The sequence below is a fragment of the Kribbella sp. VKM Ac-2568 genome, assembly GCF_004345365.1.
Classification (GTDB): domain Bacteria; phylum Actinomycetota; class Actinomycetes; order Propionibacteriales; family Kribbellaceae; genus Kribbella; species Kribbella orskensis.
Genome location: NZ_SLVF01000004.1, coordinates 443,716 through 465,147 on the forward strand (window position 1 = coordinate 443,716; position 21,432 = coordinate 465,147).

At 68.6% G+C, this 21,432-nt stretch carries 19 protein-coding genes; 11 read left to right on the forward strand and 8 right to left on the reverse strand.

Translation table 11 applies throughout. The features are described from left to right. Nucleotides 1-34 precede the first annotated feature (34 nt). The gene (locus EV648_RS13400) at nt 35-580 is read right to left on the reverse strand and encodes a hypothetical protein (RefSeq protein ID WP_132289924.1); all 546 of its coding nucleotides are present in this window, start codon (nt 578-580) and stop codon (nt 35-37) included. 20 nt (nt 581-600) lie between these two features. Continuing rightward, nucleotides 601-1,314 (reverse strand): purine-nucleoside phosphorylase, encoded by a 714-nt coding sequence (gene deoD / locus EV648_RS13405; protein ID WP_132289927.1) that lies wholly within the window; start codon nt 1,312-1,314, stop codon nt 601-603. An 80-nt stretch (nt 1,315-1,394) separates the two neighbouring features. Here deoD and nudC point away from each other — a divergent pair, with 80 nt between their 5' ends. After that, a complete protein-coding gene (nudC, locus tag EV648_RS13410; RefSeq protein ID WP_132289929.1) occupies nt 1,395-2,318 on the forward strand; it encodes an NAD(+) diphosphatase in 924 nt (307 codons plus the stop codon). A 66-nt stretch (nt 2,319-2,384) separates the two neighbouring features. On the opposite strand, the gene EV648_RS13415 is transcribed toward nudC, so the two are convergent. Continuing rightward, the gene (locus EV648_RS13415; protein WP_132289931.1) at nt 2,385-2,624 is read right to left on the reverse strand and encodes a mycoredoxin; all 240 of its coding nucleotides are present in this window, start codon (nt 2,622-2,624) and stop codon (nt 2,385-2,387) included. A gap of 112 nt (nt 2,625-2,736) precedes the next feature. Between EV648_RS13415 and EV648_RS13420 the strand changes: the two genes are divergently transcribed. Then, nucleotides 2,737-4,863 carry an ATP-dependent DNA helicase UvrD2 gene (locus EV648_RS13420; protein ID WP_132289933.1) on the forward strand — a complete coding sequence of 709 codons (2,127 nt, stop codon included), beginning with the start codon at nt 2,737-2,739 and terminating at the stop codon, nt 4,861-4,863. Nucleotides 4,864-5,287: 424 nt separating this feature from the next. On the opposite strand, the gene EV648_RS42575 is transcribed toward EV648_RS13420, so the two are convergent. Next, nucleotides 5,288-5,425, reverse strand: a complete 138-nt coding sequence (locus EV648_RS42575) for a hypothetical protein (RefSeq protein WP_158292993.1) — start codon at nt 5,423-5,425, stop codon at nt 5,288-5,290. 238 nt (nt 5,426-5,663) lie between these two features. Between EV648_RS42575 and EV648_RS13430 the strand changes: the two genes are divergently transcribed. From EV648_RS13430 to EV648_RS43185, 4 genes are all read left to right on the forward strand, one after another. Then, nucleotides 5,664-5,951 carry a WhiB family transcriptional regulator gene (locus EV648_RS13430; protein ID WP_132193680.1) on the forward strand — a complete coding sequence of 96 codons (288 nt, stop codon included), beginning with the start codon at nt 5,664-5,666 and terminating at the stop codon, nt 5,949-5,951. A gap of 41 nt (nt 5,952-5,992) precedes the next feature. Further along, complete coding sequence (locus EV648_RS13435) at nt 5,993-6,211, forward strand: hypothetical protein (RefSeq protein WP_241995121.1); 219 nt, start codon at nt 5,993-5,995, stop codon at nt 6,209-6,211. 1,765 nt (nt 6,212-7,976) lie between these two features. Continuing rightward, nucleotides 7,977-9,479, forward strand: a complete 1,503-nt coding sequence (locus EV648_RS13440; protein WP_132289935.1) for an MFS transporter — start codon at nt 7,977-7,979, stop codon at nt 9,477-9,479. Nucleotides 9,480-9,525: 46 nt separating this feature from the next. Beyond that, complete coding sequence (locus EV648_RS43185) at nt 9,526-9,693, forward strand: hypothetical protein (RefSeq protein ID WP_199234576.1); 168 nt, start codon at nt 9,526-9,528, stop codon at nt 9,691-9,693. A 45-nt stretch (nt 9,694-9,738) separates the two neighbouring features. Here the strand turns inward: EV648_RS43185 and EV648_RS13445 are convergent, their stop codons facing one another. Together EV648_RS13445 and EV648_RS43190 are read right to left on the reverse strand one after the other, a co-directional pair. After that, nucleotides 9,739-11,064, reverse strand: a complete 1,326-nt coding sequence (locus EV648_RS13445; RefSeq protein ID WP_199234577.1) for an AarF/ABC1/UbiB kinase family protein — start codon at nt 11,062-11,064, stop codon at nt 9,739-9,741. 118 nt (nt 11,065-11,182) lie between these two features. Then, nucleotides 11,183-11,341: a DUF5679 domain-containing protein gene (locus tag EV648_RS43190; protein ID WP_012922897.1), complete on the reverse strand. Its 159-nt coding sequence runs from the start codon at nt 11,339-11,341 to the stop codon at nt 11,183-11,185. A gap of 510 nt (nt 11,342-11,851) precedes the next feature. Between EV648_RS43190 and EV648_RS13450 the strand changes: the two genes are divergently transcribed. Together EV648_RS13450 and EV648_RS13455 are read left to right on the forward strand one after the other, a co-directional pair. After that, nucleotides 11,852-12,388 carry a M48 family metallopeptidase gene (locus tag EV648_RS13450; RefSeq protein WP_132289939.1) on the forward strand — a complete coding sequence of 179 codons (537 nt, stop codon included), beginning with the start codon at nt 11,852-11,854 and terminating at the stop codon, nt 12,386-12,388. A gap of 351 nt (nt 12,389-12,739) precedes the next feature. Continuing rightward, nucleotides 12,740-14,926, forward strand: a complete 2,187-nt coding sequence (locus EV648_RS13455) for an MMPL family transporter (RefSeq protein ID WP_132289941.1) — start codon at nt 12,740-12,742, stop codon at nt 14,924-14,926. Between the two features lie 56 nt (nt 14,927-14,982). On the opposite strand, the gene EV648_RS13460 is transcribed toward EV648_RS13455, so the two are convergent. After that, nucleotides 14,983-15,561, reverse strand: coding sequence for a CGNR zinc finger domain-containing protein (locus EV648_RS13460; RefSeq protein ID WP_241995124.1), 579 nt, complete (start codon nt 15,559-15,561; stop codon nt 14,983-14,985). A gap of 88 nt (nt 15,562-15,649) precedes the next feature. On the opposite strand from EV648_RS13460, the gene EV648_RS13465 reads away from it, so the two are divergent. Next, the gene (locus EV648_RS13465) at nt 15,650-16,831 is read left to right on the forward strand and encodes an MFS transporter (protein ID WP_132289946.1); all 1,182 of its coding nucleotides are present in this window, start codon (nt 15,650-15,652) and stop codon (nt 16,829-16,831) included. Here EV648_RS13465 and EV648_RS13470 read toward each other — a convergent pair. Beyond that, a complete protein-coding gene (locus EV648_RS13470; RefSeq protein ID WP_132289949.1) occupies nt 16,824-19,079 on the reverse strand; it encodes an FdhF/YdeP family oxidoreductase in 2,256 nt (751 codons plus the stop codon). The genes EV648_RS13465 and EV648_RS13470 overlap by 8 nt on opposite strands. 286 nt (nt 19,080-19,365) lie before the next feature. Between EV648_RS13470 and EV648_RS13475 the strand changes: the two genes are divergently transcribed. Continuing rightward, a complete protein-coding gene (locus EV648_RS13475) occupies nt 19,366-20,106 on the forward strand; it encodes an SDR family NAD(P)-dependent oxidoreductase (RefSeq protein WP_132289952.1) in 741 nt (246 codons plus the stop codon). A gap of 21 nt (nt 20,107-20,127) precedes the next feature. After that, the gene (locus EV648_RS13480) at nt 20,128-21,432 is read left to right on the forward strand and encodes an MFS transporter (RefSeq protein WP_132289955.1); all 1,305 of its coding nucleotides are present in this window, start codon (nt 20,128-20,130) and stop codon (nt 21,430-21,432) included.

A 21,432-nucleotide genomic window follows, 5' to 3' on the forward strand; every position in this document is an offset into this window, starting at 1 on the left:
GGGGACCCATCGACGGGTCCCCCAGGTCACAGCGTCATTCCGCCTGGCAGTTCGCCTTGCAGAGCTTGTCCATCAGGGTCAGGTGGGCGCCCGGCTCGTCGGTGTCCACCTCGACGGACAACTCGACCTGCCAGTCACCGGCCGCCGTCTGGCCGGTCGTCTTGCCTTCCTGCTGCTTCATCCACTCGGTGATCGGCCTGCGCGGGTTGATGTGCGCGTACTCCAGCACGGCCGGCAGTGCGGTGGAGATGTTGGCCGTCGCGGCCGCTGCCGGGCCGGTGGAGTGCAGCGAGACGACCGGAGGCCGCTCATGGTCCCCAGTGAGTACCCAGACCGCCACCGGCCCCTGGGTGCAAATGGCGTAGACGCCGTCGTTGGCGCACTGGTAACCCGCGCCGGCCATCGCCTTGACGACGTTCGCGGCGGTGAGGTCCGCGAGCAGTTCTTCTGTCGGCTGGTCGGTCGGTTGACCTGACGAGCTCGTGGCCGCGGGGCTGCCTCCAGCCGGGGCCGGCGTCTCGCCGGACTTGTCGTCGGAGCTGGAACAGGCCGTGGAGCCGACAAGCAGGGCAGTGCTCACCAGTGCTACGGCGACGCGGTTCAGACCGGTACCTCGATCGCCGCGTCCAGGGCGATCGTGATCATCTCCGAGAAGGTGGTCTGCCGCTCCTCGGCGGTCGTCTCCTCCTTGGTGATCAGGTGGTCCGACACGGTCATGATGCCGAGCGCGCGGCGGCCGAACTTCGCAGCCAGCGTGTAGAGCGCCGACGCCTCCATCTCGATCCCCAGCACGCCGTACTCCGCTGTCCGCGCCACCAGGTCCGGGCGGTCGTTGTAGAACAGGTCGCCGGAGAACACCTGGCCGACGTGCACGTTCAGCCCGGCGGCCTCCGCGTTGTCCACAGCCGCGCGGAGCAACTGGTAGTCCGCGGTGGGCGCATAGTCGATGCCGTGGAAGCGCAGCCGGTTCATCTGCGAGTCCGTGCTCGCCGACATCGCCACGATCACGTCGCGGAGCTTCACCTTCTCGGTCAGCGCCCCGCAGGTCCCCACCCGGATCAGCGTCTGTACGTCGTACTCAGCGAACAGTTCGTTCGCGTAGATCGAGGCCGACGGCTGACCCATGCCGGAGCCCTGCACGGAGACCCGCTCACCCTTGTAGGTGCCGGTGAACCCGTACATGTTCCGGACCTCGTTGTAGAGGCTCACGTCGGTCAGGTACGTCTCGGCGATCCACTTGGCCCTCAGCGGATCCCCGGGGAACAGCACGCGCGGCGCGATCTGCCCCTTCTCGGCGGCGATGTGAATACTCATGGACGGGATGCTCTCACGAGGGGTGGGCCGGGCGCGGGACGCCGGTGCGGGCGTGCGGCCGATCGAGATACGTTGAGGACGTGGCCTACTCCATCACCCCAGGTTCCCTTTCACTGTCCCGTTCTGTTCTCGACCGAGCCGCCGACCGACGGCGGGACGAGGAGTGGCTGGAGAAGGCGTGGGCCGCTCCGGACACGCAGGTCGCGCTCGTGGCCGGCGACAAGCTCGGGGTGGAGCCCGACCGCACGTCCCTGCGGCTGGTGTCGCCCTCTGCCGCGCCTGACGGCCTGCGCATCTTCCTGGGGATCGACCACGAAGCCGGAGCCGGCCAGACCGCCGACGGGCGGGCCGTGTTCGCAGTACTGCTCGATGAGGAGCCGGACGAGTCGTACGCCGGGCTGCGGGAGATCGGTGGCGTCCTGAACGACAGGGAGGCCGGGATCGCGGTCAACGTGGTCGGCCTGGCCAACTGGCATCGCGTGCACACCCACTGCGCCAACTGCGGCGCCCACAGCGAGGTGATCGACGCGGGCCACGTACGGCGCTGCCCGGTGTGCGGGACCAGCCACTTCCCCCGGAGCGACCCGGCGATCATCGTGCTCGTCACCGACGACCAGGACCGCGCACTGCTCGGCCGGAACGAGGCCTGGCCGGAAGGGCGCTACTCGACCCTCGCGGGCTTCGTGGAGCCGGGGGAGTCACTGGAGGCCGCAGTACGCCGGGAAGTGTTCGAGGAGACGGGTGTCGTGATCGGCGACGACATCCAGTACGCCGGCAGCCAGCCGTGGCCGCTGCCTTCCAGCCTGATGCTCGGCTTCTACGCCACCGCCACCGGCTACGACATCACCGTCGACCAGGACGAGATCGTCGACGCCCGCTGGTTCAGCCGAGACGACCTCCGAGCCCTCATCGAGTCCGGCTCCATGGCCCTCCCCGGCAACATCTCGATCTCCCGCCGCCTGATCGAAGGTTGGTACGGCCAAGAACTGACCAGTAGCTGGTAGTCCCAGAACAGCAGGACGCGGCGCCGGCCCTGAGGGGCGCGGCGCCGCGTCTCGTAGTACTGGGTGTCAGGCGGCCAGCTTCTCGGCGACCTGGGCGAGCGACGGGTTCGTCATCGCGGTGCCGTCGGGGAAGACGATGGTCGGGACGGTCTGGTTGCCGTTGTTGACCTTCTCGACGATCTTCGCCGCGTCCGGGACCTGCTCGATGTCGACCTCGGCGAACTCGATCCCGGCACGCTTCAACTGCCCCTTCAACCGGTGGCAGTAACCGCACCAAGGTGTCGAGTACATCGTGAATGCCGCCATCGTGGCTCGCTCCGTCTCTGCTCAGGGGCGGGCGCTCGGAAACTGTCCGGCGACCCGTCTAGGGTGGCTCTACCTTGTACTGGAACCTCGTCGGTCGGAGTGCTGTTCCCGCATGTCTCAGTCCGTGAGCGACATCACACAGGCCGTTTCCGGCCGGTCCGCCGACGCACTGCTCGAGGCACTCGACCCCGAGCAGCGAGCAGTCGCGACCGCGCTGCACGGCCCGGTCGTCGTGATGGCCGGCGCGGGCACCGGCAAGACCCGCGCCATCACCCACCGGATCGCGTACGGCGTGCGCACCGGCACGTACGACCCGGCCCGGGTGCTCGCGGTGACCTTCACCCAGCGGGCGGCCGGGGAGATGCGCGGCCGCCTCGCCCAGCTCGGCGCGAACGGGGTCCAGGCCCGGACCTTCCACTCCGCGGCGCTGCGCCAGGCCAAGTGGTTCTGGCCGAAGGTGTTCGGCGGTGAGCTGCCGCCGATCATCGACCGGAAGTTCCCGCTGCTGACCGAGGCGGCGTCGCGCTGCCGGGTGCGGGTGGACACGCCCGCGCTGCGCGACCTGGCCGGCGAGGTCGAGTGGGCGAAGGTGAGCAACGTCCGCCCCGACGACTACGCGCGCGTCGCCCCGCAGTCCGCCCGGGCGCTGGCAGCCTTCGACCCGGCCACGATCGCCCGCGTCTTCGCGGCGTACGAGGACGTGAAGCTGGAGCGCGGCCGGATCGACCTGGAGGACGTGCTGCTCTGCGCTGTCGCCCTGCTCGCCGAGGACGAGCGGGTCGCGGCCGAGATCCGGCGGCAGTACCGGACCTTCGTGGTGGACGAGTACCAGGACGTCAGCCCGCTGCAGCAGAGCCTGCTCGACCTGTGGCTCGGCGGCCGCGAGGACGTCTGCGTGGTCGGCGACCCGGCCCAGACCATCTACTCGTGGGCCGGCGCCGACCCGGAGAACCTGGTCCGCTTCGCCCAGCGCCACCCGACGGCGGCGGTGATCAAGCTGGTCCGCGACTACCGCTCGACCCCGCAGATCGTCGACGTCGCCAACAAGGTCCTCGACGCCGCGGGCTCGTCCGGGCTGCCGGGCCGCGTCACCCTGCGCTCCCAGCGGGAGGCGGGGCCGGCCCCGGTCTACCGCGAGTACTCCGACGAGGTGGCCGAGGCCGACGCCGTCGCCCGCGCGATCGCCCGCCTCCGCGACTCCGGTACCGCGCTGCGCGACATCGCCGTGCTGTTCCGCACCAACGCGCAGTCCGAGAACTTCGAGCAGGCTCTGGCCGAGCGGAAGATCCCGGCCATGCTGAAGGGCGCCGAGCGGTTCTTCGAGCGTGCGGAGATCCGGCAGGCCGCAGTACTGCTCCGGGGGCAGGCCAAGGCGGGCGACACCGAGGGCGTCGACCTGCTCGACACGATCAAGGGGATCCTGGCCGGCGCCGGGTGGACAGAGGACCCGCCGGCCGGCACCGGAGCGGTCCGGGACCGGTGGGAGTCGCTCAGCGCGCTCGTCACGATGGCGTCCGACTTCGCCGCGGCCAACCCGGAGGCGGGGATCGTCGCCCTGATGGCCGAGCTCGACCGGCGCGCCTCGATCCAGCACGCCCCACTGGCCGAGGGCGTCACGCTGGCCACGCTGCACGCGGCGAAGGGCCTGGAGTGGGGCTGCGTGTTCATCGTCGGCGCCCACGAGGGCACCCTGCCGATCAGCTACGCCCAGACGCCCGCGCAGGTGGAGGAGGAGCGACGGCTGTTCTACGTCGGGGTGACCCGGGCGAAGGACCAGCTCTCGATCAGCTGGTCGACCTCGCGCTCGCCAGGCGGCCGGGGTACCAGGGGGCCGACGCGCTTCCTGGACCCGATCGGCGTCCGTACCTCGCGGACCAGCGAGTGGGAGCCCTCGTCGCGGACGCGCGGAGCCGGGCGGGCGGAGCGCTCGGACAAGCCGATCCCGAAGTGCCGGGTCTGCGGTCGCGGCCTGACCGAGCCGGCCGCCCGCAAGCTCGGCCGCTGCGAGGACTGCCCGTCCTCGATGGACCAGGATCTGTACGACGCGCTGTTCGCCTGGCGGGCCGAGCGGGCCGCTGAGGAGTCGTTGCCGGCATTCGTCATCTTCACCGATGCAACGCTCACCGCGATCGCCGAGACGCGCCCGGCCGACGAGCGCGAACTGCTCCGGATCCCCGGCATCGGCCGCATCAAGGTCAGCAAGTACGGCGAGCCCGTGATCACCATCTGCACCCGCTGACCCTGCTTCCGGAGTGGTCGTATCGCTTGCAGGGGCTCGGGCTGGGCGTGAACCGAACGGACGCATGAACCGAACGGCCGCATGAACCGAACGACCGCGTGAGGCGTACTGCCGATAAAACCGTTGCAGGGTTGGCGGAGCGAGAGGCACACTCGAAGGACAGGATTCTGCTGGTGGCAGACACCGGGTCCTTGCCAGGGACAATCAGTTGACCTAGGCAACGATCTCGGAGGGTGCCGGAAGCGCGTCGGAGCGTGCTGAACAGCCTGGTTTGGCAGCAAGTTCCGCCCACCCGGCGGCAACTTCCGGCCAACTTCAGAATCTTGCGATAAATAGTTTGCAGGCCTCGACGAGGTCGGCGTACTGTTCTTTCTGCGGCTGAAGGCTGGCCGAAAACTTCAAACCACAGCGATGAGCTAGCTGCTCACTTCGCCACAACGAGAGGAGGTGCCTTGGACATGATCACGAACATCACGAAGAAGCCGTTTGGCGTCAGCGCGCTGCCGTGCGCCCCGATCCAGGGTGCCTCGCCGCGTCTGCACGGCGCGACCGTTGTGCTCATGGCTGTCAGCTCTGCCCAGTTCCGGGGCGCAGCTGTCGGCGATGCGAAGTACGGCGGTCAGGGTTCTCGAGCATGGAGTCCACCGGTCTGACTCAAAGTCAGCCGGCACCTCCAAGGCCGCGGAACCCGAAAAGGGTCCCGCGGCCCTTTTGTTTGTCCGACACAGTTTTGCCGGTCACCAACCGGGTGGCCGGCGCCGCGACAACAGAGCAAGACAGTCACTCAGGAGGTGACCGGAATGAGCGTTAGCTTCCTCGATGCATTCACCGAGGTGGCAACTGCGCAGGACCTGCCCTGTCGGTCCTACGCACCGGAACTCTTCTTCGCCGAATCGCCGGCGGACGTCGAGTATGCCAAGTCTCTTTGCACCACCTGCCCGCTGAAGGCCGAGTGCCTGGCCGGAGCGCTAGAGCGTTCCGAGCCGTGGGGAGTGTGGGGAGGCGAACTGTTCGTCCAGGGTGTTGTGGTTCCGCGCAAGCGGCCCCGAGGGCGTCCACGTAAGTGCGACACCGTGACCGCAGCCTGAACTGATCCGACGAACCGAATCCCGAATCGAGACTACAAACCATGACGACCCAGACTTCACCCAGGAGAGTTGAAATGCATTTACTTCAAGAAGATCTCGCCCGTGCTCATTGTCGTTCTAAATTGAAGGACGCAGAGCAGAACCGGCGCTTCCACCTCGCGGCCAAGATGGCCCGGGCGCAGAAGCACGCCGAGCGGGCCACGGCACGTGCGGAGAGGGCCAGCGCAAAAGCGCGCCTCACCCTCGCGCGCCTGGTCTGATCCACCCGGCTCTCAGCCACCGGCCGGACCGCACGGTCCGGCCGGCTTGAGCCAGAAACACCAGCTGCCGCGGTAGGAGCCGATCTCCAGACGCCGCAAGCAGCTACAACTCCGCGACCGAGCACCACGGGACCTAACCCTCCCGCTCGGCCGCGGCCCAGCCCGACCATGGAGTGCGGATCAGGGGACCGCACAACCTGGCCGAAGCTGCCCCCGGGGGGCGGCATCCACCGGATGCCGCCCCTCGGCACGCTCCGCCCCTCGGCACGGTCCGCCCTCGGCACGGTCCGCCCCTCGGCACGGTCCGCGCCTCGGCACGGTCCGGCCCCGACTGGCGCCGCCCGCGCTCGCCAACCCTGCCCGCGGCATCCGGCGCTGGGCCACCAACCTGCTCAGCCCCGATCCGGTCCGGCGTGAGCCGCGATCACCCCGCCATCCGGGGGCTTGGCGGGGTGATCCGCCATCGCCCAAGCCGGGGGTTCCGCCAACGCCGAAGCCTCGGCGGTAGGCCGGTAGCCCGGACGGGTCGTGCCTTGGCGTGGGGTGCGGGTGGTTCGCGGTCTCCGCTGCGTGATGGTGCTAGTCGTGCTGGTGTGCGTCAAGAGCGCTCCGCGTCCCTTCGGGATCGAAACAAGTTTCGACTCTTGACCCACCCCATCCCGACCAGGGAAGGACGCAGCTACGCGGATCCCGCGGGGAGGTCTGAGCCGGGTCCGGTGGAGTTTCAAGGGCCGGCGTGTACCGAGCGACAGGCAGTACCGCTCCGATCCCCGAGGCGCCGGGCGCGGGCGGTCCGCCGGGGTTTCAAGGGCCGGCGTGTGCCGAGCGACAGGCAGTACCGCTCCGATCCCCGAGGCGCCGGGCGCGGGCGGTCCGCCGGGGTGGTCCGTTCGGCGACGACTATCTGTCCTTCGGTACGCAACACGGTCCCCGTGGGGGTGGGTTTCGCCGGGGTGAGTGCTGATCGCGCCGAGCTCCGGGGCGCTCGGGCTTGGGGCTGGCAGGTTGTTCGCCGGCTGGCCCTCTGCACGCCGCCAGCCGCCGAATACCCCGCCATCAGGCGGCCGATCGCCCCGAGACGGTGGGGGCGCTGGCGGGTTATTGGCCGGATGGCGGCTTGTGCAAGGCGGCAGCGGCCGTAAACCAACACCCCGTACTGCGGGGCGCAGTGCCGGCGGCTGCTCGACCGGTACGTCGATCAGCGTCGGCTCCTCGTCCGGGCTCGGCACCCGTCATCGGGTGGCCGATCGGCGGACCCGGAGCAGATGGTGCGCGGTCGTGGGGGACCGGGGGACAGGTTCTGGGGCGTGAGGTGCCGGTGGACGTTGCGGTTGCGGGGACCTAGGACACCTTGTGGGGGCCAGGGACATGCTGTTGCGTGTCCGAGGTCGCGGCTTGGTGTCCGAGGTCCCGCTTCGGGCACCAGGTGAGCGTCCGGGCGGCTGGGACATGAGCAGCACCCGCGCCTCGGCATCCGTCACCACGTCCATCACCACGGCCGCTGCCAGGTCCGCCAACCGGACGGCGTGGTAGTTGACCCGCTCACCGTCCGGCTGTTCGACGTCCAGATTGCGAACGCTCACCGCAGTACGAGGCTTGCGACGCCGTCGACCACGGACTGCTCCAGACCTCCCGCTCACCGTGAATCTCCCAACGCATGCCCAGGACCCTACGACGCACCAGATCCCACACCGCCTGTCGATCCGCCGCCGGCCCGTACGACGCACGGGTATCAGGCAAGGCAGGTCGATGGAAGGAATCGAGTATGAACGTCGGGCCGAAGGCAGGACGCCGGGAGTGGATCGGGCTCGCAGTACTGGCGTTGCCGACGCTGCTGGTGTCGCTGGACACCTTTGTGATGCTGCTGGCACTCCCACCGGTGGCTGCCGGACTGGGCGCGAGCAGCAATCAGCAGCTGTGGATCATGGACGTCTACGGATTCATGGTGGCCGGCTTCATGATCACCATGGGGTCGCTCGGAGACCGGATCGGGCGGCGGCGCCTGCTGCTCATCGCGGCTGTGGTGTTCGGCGCGGCCTCCGTCCTGGCCGCCTACTCGACCACCCCGGGCATGCTGATCGGCGCCCGCGCGCTCCTGGGCATCGCCGGAGCCGCGATCACTCCGTGCACGCTCTCCCTGGTGATGAACCTCTTCCGCGACCCACGCCAGCAAGCCTCGGCGATCGGCATCTGGGGCGGCTGCTTCACCGTCGGCGCCGTGATCGGCCCGGTCGTCGGTGGCGTCCTGCTGGACCACTTCTGGTGGGGCTCGGTGTTCCTGATCGGCGTCCCGGCGATGGTGCTGCTGTTGATCGCGGGGCCGATCTTGCTCCCCGAGTACCGCGACCCCGCGGCCGGGCGGATCGATCTGCCGAGCATCGCGCTGTCGCTGGCGGCGATCCTGCCGGTGATCCAGGGACTGAAGCAGTTCGCCGCCTCCGGGTGGTCCGCAGTACCGGCGTGCCTGGTCGTCTTCGGGCTCGTAGTCGGCTGGTTCTTCTTGCGGCGGCAGCGGGCTCTCGCTGATCCGCTGCTGGACCTGTCGCTGTTCCGCAAGCGGACCTTCACCGTGACGCTCGGCAGCATGATGACGTACTCGCTGCTCTCCGGCGGGGTGATGGTGTTCATCGCGCAGTACTTCCAGCTGGTCGAGGGGCTGTCGCCTCTGGAGGCCGGACTCGCGCTCGTGCCAGGCATGGTCACCTCGACCATCAGCTTCCAGGTGGCGCCGCTGCTGGCTCGGTGGATCCGCCCGGGCCGGCTGATCTCCGGCGCGCTGCTGTTCACCGTGGCCGGCCTGGTGGTGACGGCCATGGCCGACAACGCGACGACCCTCGCGATCGCCTTCGCGGTGGAGTGCCTCGGGGTCGCGCCGCTCGTAGTGCTGGGGACCAACCTGGTGATCGGGTCTGCGCCGCCGGAGAAGGCCGGCTCGGCAGCCGCACTAGCTCAGACCGGCAACGAATTCGGCTACGCCCTGGGCATCGCACTACTCGGCAGCGTCGTGATCGCGGTCTACCGCCACGGTGCCCCGACCGAGGCGGGGGACTCGCTGGCCGCGGCGGTTGCCGGCGGCCTGCCGTCCGCAGTACTGGATCAGGCGCGGGATGCGTTCACGAGTGGGTTGCACGTGGCGGCCGCCATCGCCGCTGTGGTGATCACCGGCATGGCCGTGCTGCTGGCCGTCGTACTGCGGCCCCTGCCGGTCCTCGGCGGTCACGCCGAGGCTGCCGACGCCGAGGCCGAGGTGAACGCCGCCGGGCAGTAGGCGACCCCGGAGGTGGCACCGATGCCAGGTGCAGCAGACTGGTGCCATGGTGAATCCGACCTGTGCGCTGTGCGGTCAGCAAGCCGAGAGCGAGGACCTGCCGCTCACCTGGGTGACGTCGATGGAGAACGGCCGGCGACTCGTGTACTGCGACCGCTGTGCCCGCGAGAACGTCCGCAGCATCGAGAGCAAGCTCGACAGCGCCTGGTGGTGAGCCCGGCGGTCGGCCGCCACTGGCGGTGAGCCGCGGCGGCTGAGGTCAGTCCTCCTCGGCGAAGCCGGGGAGGAACTCCTCCAGGGTGGCGCGGAAAGGGGCCTCGGCCTCCAGTTGCGAGAGCACGGCGATGCCGCCGATCCACACGCGGTGGATGAGCAGGTACGACGGAGGCAGGTTGATCTTGAGCGCCATCGACGCGTTCGGGGACCGGAAGTCGCCGGTCCGGTTCGCCTGCTCGCGCATCCAGGCCCGGCTGAACTGGAACGTCTCCGCCCGGGCGGGCTCCGCGAACGGCGCCAGGTAGTCCATCAACTGGTCCGGGTCGATGTCCATCCGCGGCTTGATGAAGCCCTCAGCGCGGAGACCGTCGCGCACCGCCACCCCGTCGCCGGTGAGCGAGATCCTCAGCAGCCGGCCGATCGCGGGCGGCAGACCGTCGGGCAGCCGGGCGCACAGGCCGAAGTCGACCACGCCGAGGCGGCCGTCCGGCATCACCCGGAAGTTGCCGGGATGCGGGTCGGAGTGCAGCAGCCCGGCGAGCTTGGGTCCGCTGAACATGAACCGGACGTACTTCAGCCCGATCTCGTCCCGCTCGGTCTTGGTGCCGCTGGTGATCACACCGGACAGCGGCTTGCCCTCGATCCACTCGGACACGATGACCGACGGGGAGTGCTTGATCACCCGGGGCACGACGAACTCGGGGTGGCCCTTGAAGGCGTCGGCGTACTGCTGCTGCGCCTGCGCCTCGCGGTCGTAGTCGAGCTCCTCGCCGATGCGCTCCTGCAGCTCCGCGACCAGCGGCTTCATGTCCACGCCGGGAACGAGCGCCCCGAAGGTCCGGGCGAAGCGCCCGAGCTGCTTGAGGTCGGCCCGCAACGCCTCGGCGGCGCCGGGGTACTGGAGTTTCACCGCGACCTCGCGGCCGTCCTTCAGGATGCCGCGATGCACCTGGCCGATCGACGCGGCCGCGGCAGGCAGGTCGTCGAACTCCTCGAACCGGTCCCGCCAGCGCTTGCCGAGCTCCCGCGACAGGATCGTGTCCACGGTCGAGGCCGGCATCGGTGGCGCGGAGTCCTGCAGCTTGGTCAGCGTCGCCCGGTACGGCGCTGCGAGCTCCTCGGGCATCGCCGATTCCATCAGACTCAGCATCTGGCCGAACTTCATCGCTCCGCCCTTGAGCTCACCCAGGACGGAGAAGAGCTGGTCGGCGGTCCGGCGCTGGAACTCGGCCATCACGGTCTCGGCCGGAGCACCGCCGATCCGCTTGCCCAGTCCGACGGTCGCACGCCCGGCGGCACCTAGTGGCAAGCTCGCCAGTTTCGCGGTGCGGCTGAGCGCCTTGCGGGGGAGGTCGGACACGTTTCCCATTCTGTCGGGTCACCCAAGCCGGAGCCTCGCCGGGGCATCCGCGCGTCGGGTTAAGAAACGACGGAGGGGCGGCGGCGGACCCGGGTGGGTCGCACCGCCGCCCCTACGACTTGGTGCGTCAGGCCTTGCCGAGGATCCGGTTCAGGTTCGTACCGCACTCGGGGCACTTGGCCTTGGCCATGCGCGTGCCCTTGTCGTTGACCTTGACCTCGCCGTCGGCGGTGCGCTTGGCCTTGCACTTGACGCAGTAGAACTCGCCGCTCCAGGTCTCTGCCATGAGGGCCCTCTCCTTGCTTTGAATACCAGCCGAGGCATATAACCCCGGCCGTCGTGGATGCTAACGGCAGACCTTCCTGCCGTAGGCCGTTCGGCCCAGTCGGGATTCACCCTACGGCAGGCTGGGAGCGGCTCAAGCGCAACTCCCGGTCAGCGCGCCGCCTGGAAACCCCTTTCCGAAGTTCCCGGCGACACGGAACAGGCTCCCGGTGATCCGCCTCAGGAACCGCTCGGCTTCCCCTCCGAGCGGCCCCGGAGGCGGTCCGGGAGCCTGCTGCTGACGACGCTAGGAGCCGGCCGGCCTGGTGACAAGTCCACGTTGTCCACCCCTGTGGATAAACCTGTGTGCAAGCTGTGGGGCGCGCCGGGCGATGCTGTGGACGAGCGGGGGAACAGGATGTGAACAACCCGTGAGCACGACCGCAAGAACCGCCCTCTGACCTGGGAAAACGCCTATACACAGGATGTGGACAGAAGAAAGTTGGGGGATTTGGGGGGTACGGTCTGACCCATGGCCGACTCTCCACCGCGCCCGATCCCGTCGTACGTGGATATCCGCCGCAGCAAGCGGCGCAAGCGGACCGTCAGCGCCTACCGCGACGGCGAGCGCGTCGTCGTGCTGATGCCGGACCGGCTGTCCGCCGCCGAGGAAGCGCGGTGGGTCGAAACGATGCTCCAGCGGCTCGAGAAGCAGCGCAGCAAATCCCGCGTGTCGGACGAAAAATTGTTGGCCAGAGCACACGATCTCGCGTGTCGTCACCTGCCTGAAGTGCCCGAACCTGCGTCGGTCAGGTGGGTTTCGAACCAGAATCGACGGTGGGGATCGTGCACTCCGGCGGACCGCTCGATCCGCCTGAGCACCCGTCTGCAGTCGATGCCGGCCTGGGTGGTGGACTACGTCCTGGTCCACGAACTCGCTCACCTGGTGGAACCGTCCCACAACGCAGCGTTCTGGAAGCTGGTCCACCGCTACCCCAGAGCCGAGCGCGCCGAGGGCTATCTGGAGGGCGTCTCCGCCGCCGCCTCCCTCGACCTCGAAGACTTCTGAGTCACTCACCCTGAGAGTTTCCCGGAGTCGCCCTCAGCCGGATCTCAGGATCGACTCGGCGGCCACTGAGCCGGGCGCGAGGGGAGCTGCTGCACTCACCCCACCTCAGCGAACACGGACGACCACGCTCAGTACGTCGTACGGAGTACGGGAAGTGGGTGGGGTGTGGGAGATCGCAGGGGGAACCTGTGGCAATCCCCAGGGTGGGGTGGGGCTGGCACCAGGGTGAACTCGGTGGCTTCCTGCATGGTGGCGGACGGGGTACTTCCCGAAGGCTGTTACCCGTAGCCAGCGAACGGCGTCGGGCCGGCTGGGGAGGTGCGCCAGAGGCGGCGCAGAGGGGTAGGAGTCATGGCCAGGGGACAACTCACGGTGCGGATGGCACGCTGGAGCGCCACCCATCCGTGGCGGGCGATCGCGATGTGGGTGGCTGTCGTCGTCGCATGCTTCGCGCTCGGTTCGATGACGGGAACGAAGGAGTCCACCAACGAGGGTGACATCGGCGAGGTGACCCGGGCCGACAACATCGTCAAGTCCGGAAACTTCGAGGACCCGGACGTCGAGAGCGTGCTGATCACGCCGCACTCGGGGGCTCTCGACCAGCCAGAGGCCAACAAGGTCGCCGGTGTGGTGACTGAGCGGATGCGCGCCCTCGGTGGGGTCGCGGAGGTCGCCCAGCCCATCCTGTCGCCGAAGAAGGACGCGCTGATCGTCCGGGTCACGTTGAAGGACGGCGGCCGCGAGCGGATCCAGCCGCTGCTCGACACGACCGCGAAGGTCCAGCAGGACTACCCGGGCCTGCGGATCGAGGAGGTCGGCGGGCAGTCGATCGAGAAGGCGCTGAACGAGACCCTGGGCAAGGACTTCAAGCGGGCGGAGATGTTCAGCCTGCCGGTGACGCTGGCGATCCTCTTGATCGCGTTCGGCGCTCTGATCGCCGCGGCCGTGCCGCTGGTGCTGGCGCTGTCGGCCGTCGCTGCAGCGATCGGGCTCTCGGCCGCAGCTTCACAACTGATCCCCGCGGTCGACGCGGTGAACAGCGTGATCCTGCTGATCGGTATGGCGGTAGGCGTCGACTACTCGCTCTTCTACCTCCGCCGTGAACGTGAGGAACGGGCGAAGGGTCGCGGTCACGTCGACGCGGTCGAGATCGCCGCGGCCACTTCAGGCCACGCGGTCGTGGTCTCCGGCATAGCGGTGATCATCTCGATGGCAGGGCTGTTCCTGGCCCGGGACGCGGTGTTCTCGTCCTTCGCGGTCGGCTCGATCCTGGTCGTCGCAGTTGCCGTCGTGGGCTCGCTGACCGTGCTGCCGGCGCTGCTGGCCAAGCTCGGCCGCTGGGTGGACCGCCCGCGGATCCCGCTGCTGTGGCGGCTGACCGCGAACAAGTCGAAGCCGCGCTTCTGGCCGGCCATGCTGAAGCCCGCGCTGAAGCACCCGGTCGCCACGCTGCTGGTCTCCGTGACCGCGTTGCTCGCGGTGGCATCCCCCGCACTGGGCATGACGCTGAAGTTCCCCGGGACCGAGGACCTGCCGCGCGACACCGCGGTGATGAAGGCGTACGACCGGTTGACGGCGGCCTTCCCGAGCACCGGCACCAGCCACGAGGTCGCAGTACGGGCTCCGGCCGATCAGCAGGCCGCGGTTCAGGCCGCGCTGGCGGACCTGGTCAAGCGGACCCAGTCCGACAACCTGTTCGCGCAGGACGGTCTGGAGGAGCCGAAGGTCTCCAAGGACGGCACAGTGACCGTGCTCGAGGTCGCCACGCCGTACGAGGGTGGCAGCCAGCAGGCTCGCGACTCCCTGACCAAGCTGCGCAACGAACTGATGCCCCAGACGGTCGGCAAGGTGCCGGGCGTGGAGTACGCCGTCGGCGGGTTCGTCGCGGCCGATGTGGACTACGCCGCCCACACCCGGGCGAAGTTGCCGCTGGTGATCGGGTTCGTGCTGCTGCTGACGATGATCGTGATGATGGTGACCTTCCGGTCCGTGGTCGTCGCGATCACCGCGATCGGGCTGAACCTGCTCAGCGCCGGCGCGGCGTACGGAGTGGTGACGGCGGTGTTCCAGAACACCTGGGCCGAGGGGCTGCTCGACTTCCGGTCGAACGGGGCGGTCGTCTCCTGGTTGCCGCTCTTCCTCTTCGTGGTGCTGTTCGGGCTGTCGATGGACTACCACGTGTTCGTGGTCAGTCGGATCCGCGAGGCCGTACTGCGCGGGGTGCCGACCAAGCAGGCCGTGGCCGAGGGCATCACTGGTTCGGCCGGTGTGGTGACGAGCGCGGCCGCCGTGATGATCGGCGTGTTCGCGGTGTTCGCCACCCTGAGCACGCTGGACATGAAGCAGTTGGGTGTCGGCCTGGCGGTGGCGATCCTGATCGACGCCACCATCATCCGGGCGGTCGTCCTGCCCAGCGTGATGACCCTGCTCGGCGACGCCAACTGGTGGGCCCCGAAGTGGCTCCGCGGCAAGACCCCGAAGCACGCCGCTCCGACCGCGGCCCCCGAGGACGAGCGCGAGCTCACCCCCGTCGGCTGATCCCGTACTACGCAGCGCCCCGCCCGGGGAATCCCTGGGCGGGGCGCTGTGGTTGGTCAGGTGGTTGGGTGTTGGCGGGCTCGATGGGCGGCGGCTTTGACCCGGCTCTGGCACTGGGGGGAACAAAAGCGGCGTTTGGTGTTGCGGGAGGTGTCGAGGAAGACGCGGTCGCACTGGGGGGCCGCGCAGACTCCGAGGCGGCCAGCTAGGTCGCTGCCGAGCGCGAGAGCCAGACCGGCGGCGCATCCAGCGGCCCACCCGTGAGCCAGGGTGTCGTCGGCCGCATGGAAGTGCAGACTCCAACCCTTGTCGCCGCCGCCGTCCAATTGCGGCCGTGCATGCGTATCGAGCAGCATCGCGTTGACCTCGGTCGCGGCTCGGTCGATCTCACCGGCGTGCGCAGCCTCGAATACAACCCTCATCCGCGCCGCCATCGCGGCCAGGTGCTCGGCGTCCGACGGCTGCACCTCGGGGCGCGGCCGACCATCGGCACTCAGCGCCTCGGCGGTCGCCTCGACCTGCAAAGCACCCTGAGGAGCCCCCAGCGGAGCACCACCGAAGTAGCCCCCGGTCAGCCGGTTCACCAGCGCCACCGACGTCGTCAGCACGCTGAGGACATGACTATCAAACGTCACTTGACTAGTCACTCCATCTCTCCGTAGTGTCCTCCAACGTGACTGACCATACCGCTTTCGATAGTCACGGCGAGCGAAGGGGAGACGCATGACGATCGCGCCGGAGTCCCGGACCTCTCCCTGGCGAGGTCTACCGTCGACGGTCTGGATCCTGGTGGCAGCCCGCGCCGTCAACCGGCTCGGCGCCTTCACCCTGCCCTTCCTCGGCGTGGTCCTGACCGTCGAACTCGGCGCGACCCTCGCCCAGACCGGCCTGATCCTCACCCTCTTCGGCCTTGCCACGATCCCGTCCCGGATCTTCGGCGGTCACCTCGCCGACCGGCTGGGACGCAGAAGCACGATCGTCTTCGGCCTGATCGGCTGTGCCCTCGCCCAGACCTGGATCGCGCTCTCGAGCAGCCTGTGGTCGGCAGTCCTCGCGGTCACCCTGCTAGGTCTGGTCTTCGAGATCTACGAGCCACCGAGCCAGGCGACGATCGCCGACGTCACCCAGCCCGCCGATCGCCCAGCCGCCTACGGCTTGCTCGGCTCGGCAATGGCCGCCGCCGCGGTCGTCGCCGGTGTCCTGGCCGCGGCACTCAGCCACTGGAACCTGCGCTGGCTCTTCGCCATCGACGCCGTCACCTGCCTGGCCTGCGCAATCCTCATCGGCTGCGCCCTCCCCACTGACACAAGGGCCGCAGGCAACGAAGAACCGGCGACGCGTACTGCAGCCTGGCGCGACCGGCGACTACTCATCCTGCTGCTCAGCGGAACGGTCTTCGCTGCCCTCTACATGCAACTCATCCTCGGCTTGCCGCTCACCCTCATCGAGCGCAACCTGCCGACGGCGAGCATCGGCATCCTGCTGACCGTCTCGGCCCTGACCCTCATCGCCGGCCAAAGACTCCTGCACACGACCAGACTTCGCACCCTCGACGACTTCACCTGTATGACGATCGGCTACGTCCTGCTCGCGATCGGCCTGTTCGCCAACGGCCACGCCCACAACCTGCCTGTTTTCCTCGCAGCCACGGTCATCTGGAGCCTCGGCGACCTGCTCCTCCTCGGTCGCTACTACACGATCGTCTCGGCGATTGCCCCGGACCACGCACGCGGCCGGTACCTTGCCGTCTTCGGAATCAGCTGGGGTATCGCATCCACCGTGGCGCCGCTGACCGTCACCCAGCTCCTCGACACCACCGGCCCGGCAGGTCTGTGGACGACCGCCGCGCTGGCGGCCGTAGTACTGGCTGCTCTCCAGCCCACCATCCGCCGCCAGCTCAGCTGACGGGCTCCAGGCGGACCGTCAACCCCTTGGCCACTGGGGTGTTGCTGCCCTTGGCGACGTCGTCGGCAGCCATCAGGACATTGGTCTCCGGGTAGTACGCCGCGACGCAGCCCCGCGCGGTCGGATAGGAGACGAGCCGGAACTTCGAGGCTCGCCGCTCGACCCCCGCGAACTCGCTGACGATGTCGACGTACTGCCCGTCCTTCAGTCCGAGCTCGGCCAGGTCGTCCGGGTTCACGAAGACAACCTCGCGCGTGCCGTGCACCCCGCGGTACCGGTCCTCCAGCCCGTAGATCGTGGTGTTGAACTGATCGTGGCTCCGCATCGTCTGCAGCAGCAGTCGGCCGGCGGAAGTCGGCAGCCAGGACAGGTCGTTCGCGCTGAACTGCGCCTTCGCGTCGGAGGTCTTGAACTCGCGCTTGTCCCGCGCGGCATGCGCGAGCAGGAAGCCGCCCTTGACCCGAAGGCGGTTCTCCATGTTCTCGTACCCGTCGGCGACCCGCCCGATCCGATGCCGGATCAGGCTGTAGTCGTCGGCGAAGTCGGCCCAGGGGATCTCGCCCACCTCGGGCACCACGAGCGCCGCCAGGCCGCAGACGATGCCGATCTCCGACTTGATCTCCGGTGCCGGGGGCATCAGGTTCCCGGTCGACAGGTGCACAGCGCCCTGGGAGTCCTCAACCGTCACCGACTGCGGGCCGTTGGCGGTCTGATCGTGGTCCGTGCGACCCAAGGTCGGCAGGATCAGCGCCTCCCGCCCGGTCACCGTGTGGGACCGGTTCAGCTTGGTCGAGATGTGCACGGTCAGGTCGCACTCCCGCAAACCCTTGTGCACAACGGCGGTGTCCGGCGTCGCCATCGCGAAGTTGCCGCCCATCGCGAAGAACACCCGGACCTCACCGCGCTGCAGTCGCTGCACCGTCTCGGCCGCGTCGATGCCGTGTTCGCGAGGCGAGGTGAAGGCGAACTCCGCGTCCAGCCTGTCCAGGAACGCGGCCGGCATCTTCTCCCAGATGCCCATGCTGCGGTCGCCCTGCACGTTCGAGTGGCCGCGCACCGGGCACGGTCCGGCGCCGGGCTTGCCGATGTTTCCCTGCAGCAGCAGGACGTTTACGATCTCGGTGATGGTGGCAACAGCCTCGCGGTGTTGCGTCAGCCCCATCGCCCAGCAGATCACCGTCGCCTTGGACTTGATGAAGCGCTGGGTGAACTCCTCGATCTCGGCCCGAGTCAGCCCGGACGCCTGCTCGACGGCCGGCCAGTCCAGCTCGGCGTTGTGCTTGGAGTAGAGCTCGTACCCGCTGGTGTGCTGCTCGATGAACCTCTTGTCCAGCACGGTGCCGGGCGCGGCCGCCTCGGCCTCCAGCAACAAGTGGCCGACGGCAAGGAAGAGCGCCTGGTCGCCGCCGATCCGGATCTGCAGGTGCTGGTCTGCCAGTGCGGTGCCCTTGCCGACCCAGCCGGACGGGCGCTGCGGGTTCTTGAAGTTCATCAGGCCGGGCTCGGGCAGCGGGTTCACCGAGACGATGTCCGCGCCGTGCTTCTTCGCGATCTCCAGGTGGCTGAGCATCCGGGGCGCGTTGGTGCCCGGGTTCTGGCCGACGACGACGATCAGCTCGGCCTCCTCGAGCATCTCCAGCGTCACCGCGCCCTTGCCGCTGCCGATCACCCGCGACAGCGCAGTACCGGAGGACTCGTGGCACATGTTCGAGCAGTCGGGCAGGTTGTTCGTGCCGTAGGCGCGGACGAAGAGTTGGTAGAGGAAGGCGGCCTCGTTGCTGGTCCGGCCGGAGGTGTAGAACACCGCATCGTTCGGATCGACGAGGGCTTTCAGATGACGCGCGACGACCTGGAACGCCTCTTCCCAGCCGACAGGCTCGTAGTGGTCGCTGCCGGCCCGGAGCAGCATCGGCTCGGTGATCCGGCCGAGCTTGCCGAGCTCGAACTCGGAGATCTCGTTCAGCTCGTCGATCGAGTGCCCGGCGAAGAACTCCCGCGGCACCCGCTTGCGGGTGGCCTCCCAGGCGACGGCCTTGGCGCCGTTCTCGCAGAACTCCGCGGCGTGCTTGCGTTTGCTGTCCGGATCGGGCCAGGCGCAGGACGGGCAGTCGAAGCCCCCGTCCTGGTTCATCTTGAGGAAGACCTTGCCGGTCCGGGCCGGTCCCATCTCGCGGAAACCGAACTTGAACGACGAGAGCACGGCGGGAACGCCGGCGGCCTTCTTCTTCGGCTGTTCGATGTCGACCATGGTTCAACTGTAAATCTTGCTATCAGCACCGGCAGGTTTGATAGGCGTCACCTCTGTGTCAGTCACGTGAAGGCGGCCAGTTGCGGACAGATCCCTCGACACCTGGCCCGGCAGGACGCGACGTACAACCAGCCCTCGTACACCGGGTTCTACCTGGCTCTCGGACCTCGACTGGGCGAAGGTACCCCTGGTGCGCTGACATGAGCTGAGACCACAGGACTGGTGGCACGAGTATGTGCCGCCAACCCATGGTTTGTGGGGTTAGACGCTTCCTAAGGTCTCCGCCATGACCACACCACGTCGCGCCCTCGTCACCGGCGCCGCATCGGGGATCGGCGAGGCCTGCACCCGGCGGCTCGCCGGGGACGGCGTTCACGTGGTCGCGGTCGACTACGACGCCGACGGCCTGCGGGTACTGGACGGCCTGGAGAATGTCGAGCCGGTCGTCGCGGACCTCGCCGACCTTGACGGGCTCACCGCCCTGCCGTCCGACGTCGACATCCTGGTGAACAACGCCGGTGTGCAGCAGGTGGCGCCGATCGAGCAGTTCCCGCCGGAGCGCTTCGGCTACATTCTCCGGCTGATGCTGGAGTCGCCGTTCCGGCTGATCCGCCAGACCCTGCCGTACATGTACAGCCGCGGCTGGGGCCGGGTGGTTAGCATCTCCTCGGTGCACGGTCTGCGGGCCAGCCCGTTCAAGGCGGCGTACGTCGCGGCCAAGCACGGGCTGGAAGGGCTCAGCAAGGTGGTCGCGCTCGAAGGTGCGGCGCACGGAGTCACCAGCAATTGCGTGAACCCGGCGTACGTCCGGACCCCGCTCGTCACCGCGCAGCTCGCCGACCAGGCGGCCACCCACGGCCTGACCGAGGCGGAAGTGCTGGACAAGGTGCTGCTCGAACCGGTCGCGGTGAAGCGGCTGATCGAACCGGCCGAGGTGGCCGAACTGGTCGCGCTACTCTGCGGCCCCGCCTCGGCCTCGCTCACGGGGAGCTCACTCGTCCTCGACGGCGGCTGGACCGCCCACTAAGTCCCTAGAAGGAGCCCCCCCATGGCAACATCAACAGAGCCGACCACGACCAGGACCCCGATCGCGAGGGTGGTCGGGGCCAGCCTGATCGGCACCACCGTCGAGTGGTACGACTTCTTCCTGTACGGCGTCGCCGCGTCCGTCGTGTTCGGGGAGCTCTTCTTCCCGAAGGGGGAGGAGCTCACCGGCACCCTGCTCAGCTTCGCCACCTTCGCGGTCGGGTTCTTCGCCCGGCCGATCGGCGGGGTGGTGTTCGGCCACTTCGGCGACCGGCTGGGCCGCAAGAACCTGCTGGTGCTGTCCCTGCTGATGATGGGCCTGGCCACCTTCGCCATCGGGTTGCTGCCGACCTACGCACAAGTCGGTGCGCTCGCCCCGGTGCTGCTGACGGTGTTGCGGCTTATCCAGGGCTTCGCGCTCGGCGGCGAGTGGGGTGGCGCAGTACTGATTGTGTCGGAGCATGGTGATCCCGCCCGGCGCGGGTTCTGGTCGTCCTGGCCGCAGGCTGGTGCTCCGGCGGGTCAGCTGATCGCGAACGGTGTACTGGCCGGCCTGGCCGCCTTCCAGAGCGACGAGGACTTCAACAGCTGGGGCTGGCGGATCCCGTTCCTGCTGTCGGCGGTCCTGGTGCTCGTCGGGCTCTGGGTGCGGCTGCGGATCGAGGAGTCGCCGCTGTTCCGGCAGGCCCGGGCCAAGCAGGAGCCGACGGACAAGCTGCCGTTCGTCGAGGTGATCACGAAGTACCCGCGTGAGGTGCTGACGGCGATGGGCGCGCGAATGGCGGAAAACGTCAGCTACTACATCTTCACCATCGTGATCGCCACCTACGCCAAGGAACACCTCAAGCTGGACAAGTCGTTCGCGCTGAACGCGGTACTGATCGGCGCGGCGATCCACTTCTGCGCGATCCCCCTGTGGGGCGCACTGTCCGACCGGGTCGGCCGCAAACCGGTCTACCTGCTCGGCGCGATCGGCGTCGGCATCTGGGCCTTCGTCTTCATCGCGCTGGTGGACACGAAGAACTTCGCGCTGGCCGCGTTCGCCGTCACCGTCGGACTGATCCTGCACGGCGCGATGTACGGGCCGCAGGCATCCTTCTTCACCGAGTTGTTCGGCACCAGGGTGCGGTACTCCGGTGTCTCGGTCGGCTACCAGTTGGCCTCGATCATCGCGGGCGGCCTGGCTCCGTTCATCGCGGTCGCGCTGCTGAAGGCCTACGACTCCGGCTACGCCATCTCGATCTACGTCGCGGTCTGCTCGCTGATCTCGATCGTCGCCGTCACCAGCTACGGCGAGACCCGCCAGCGCGACCTCGCCACCCTCTGA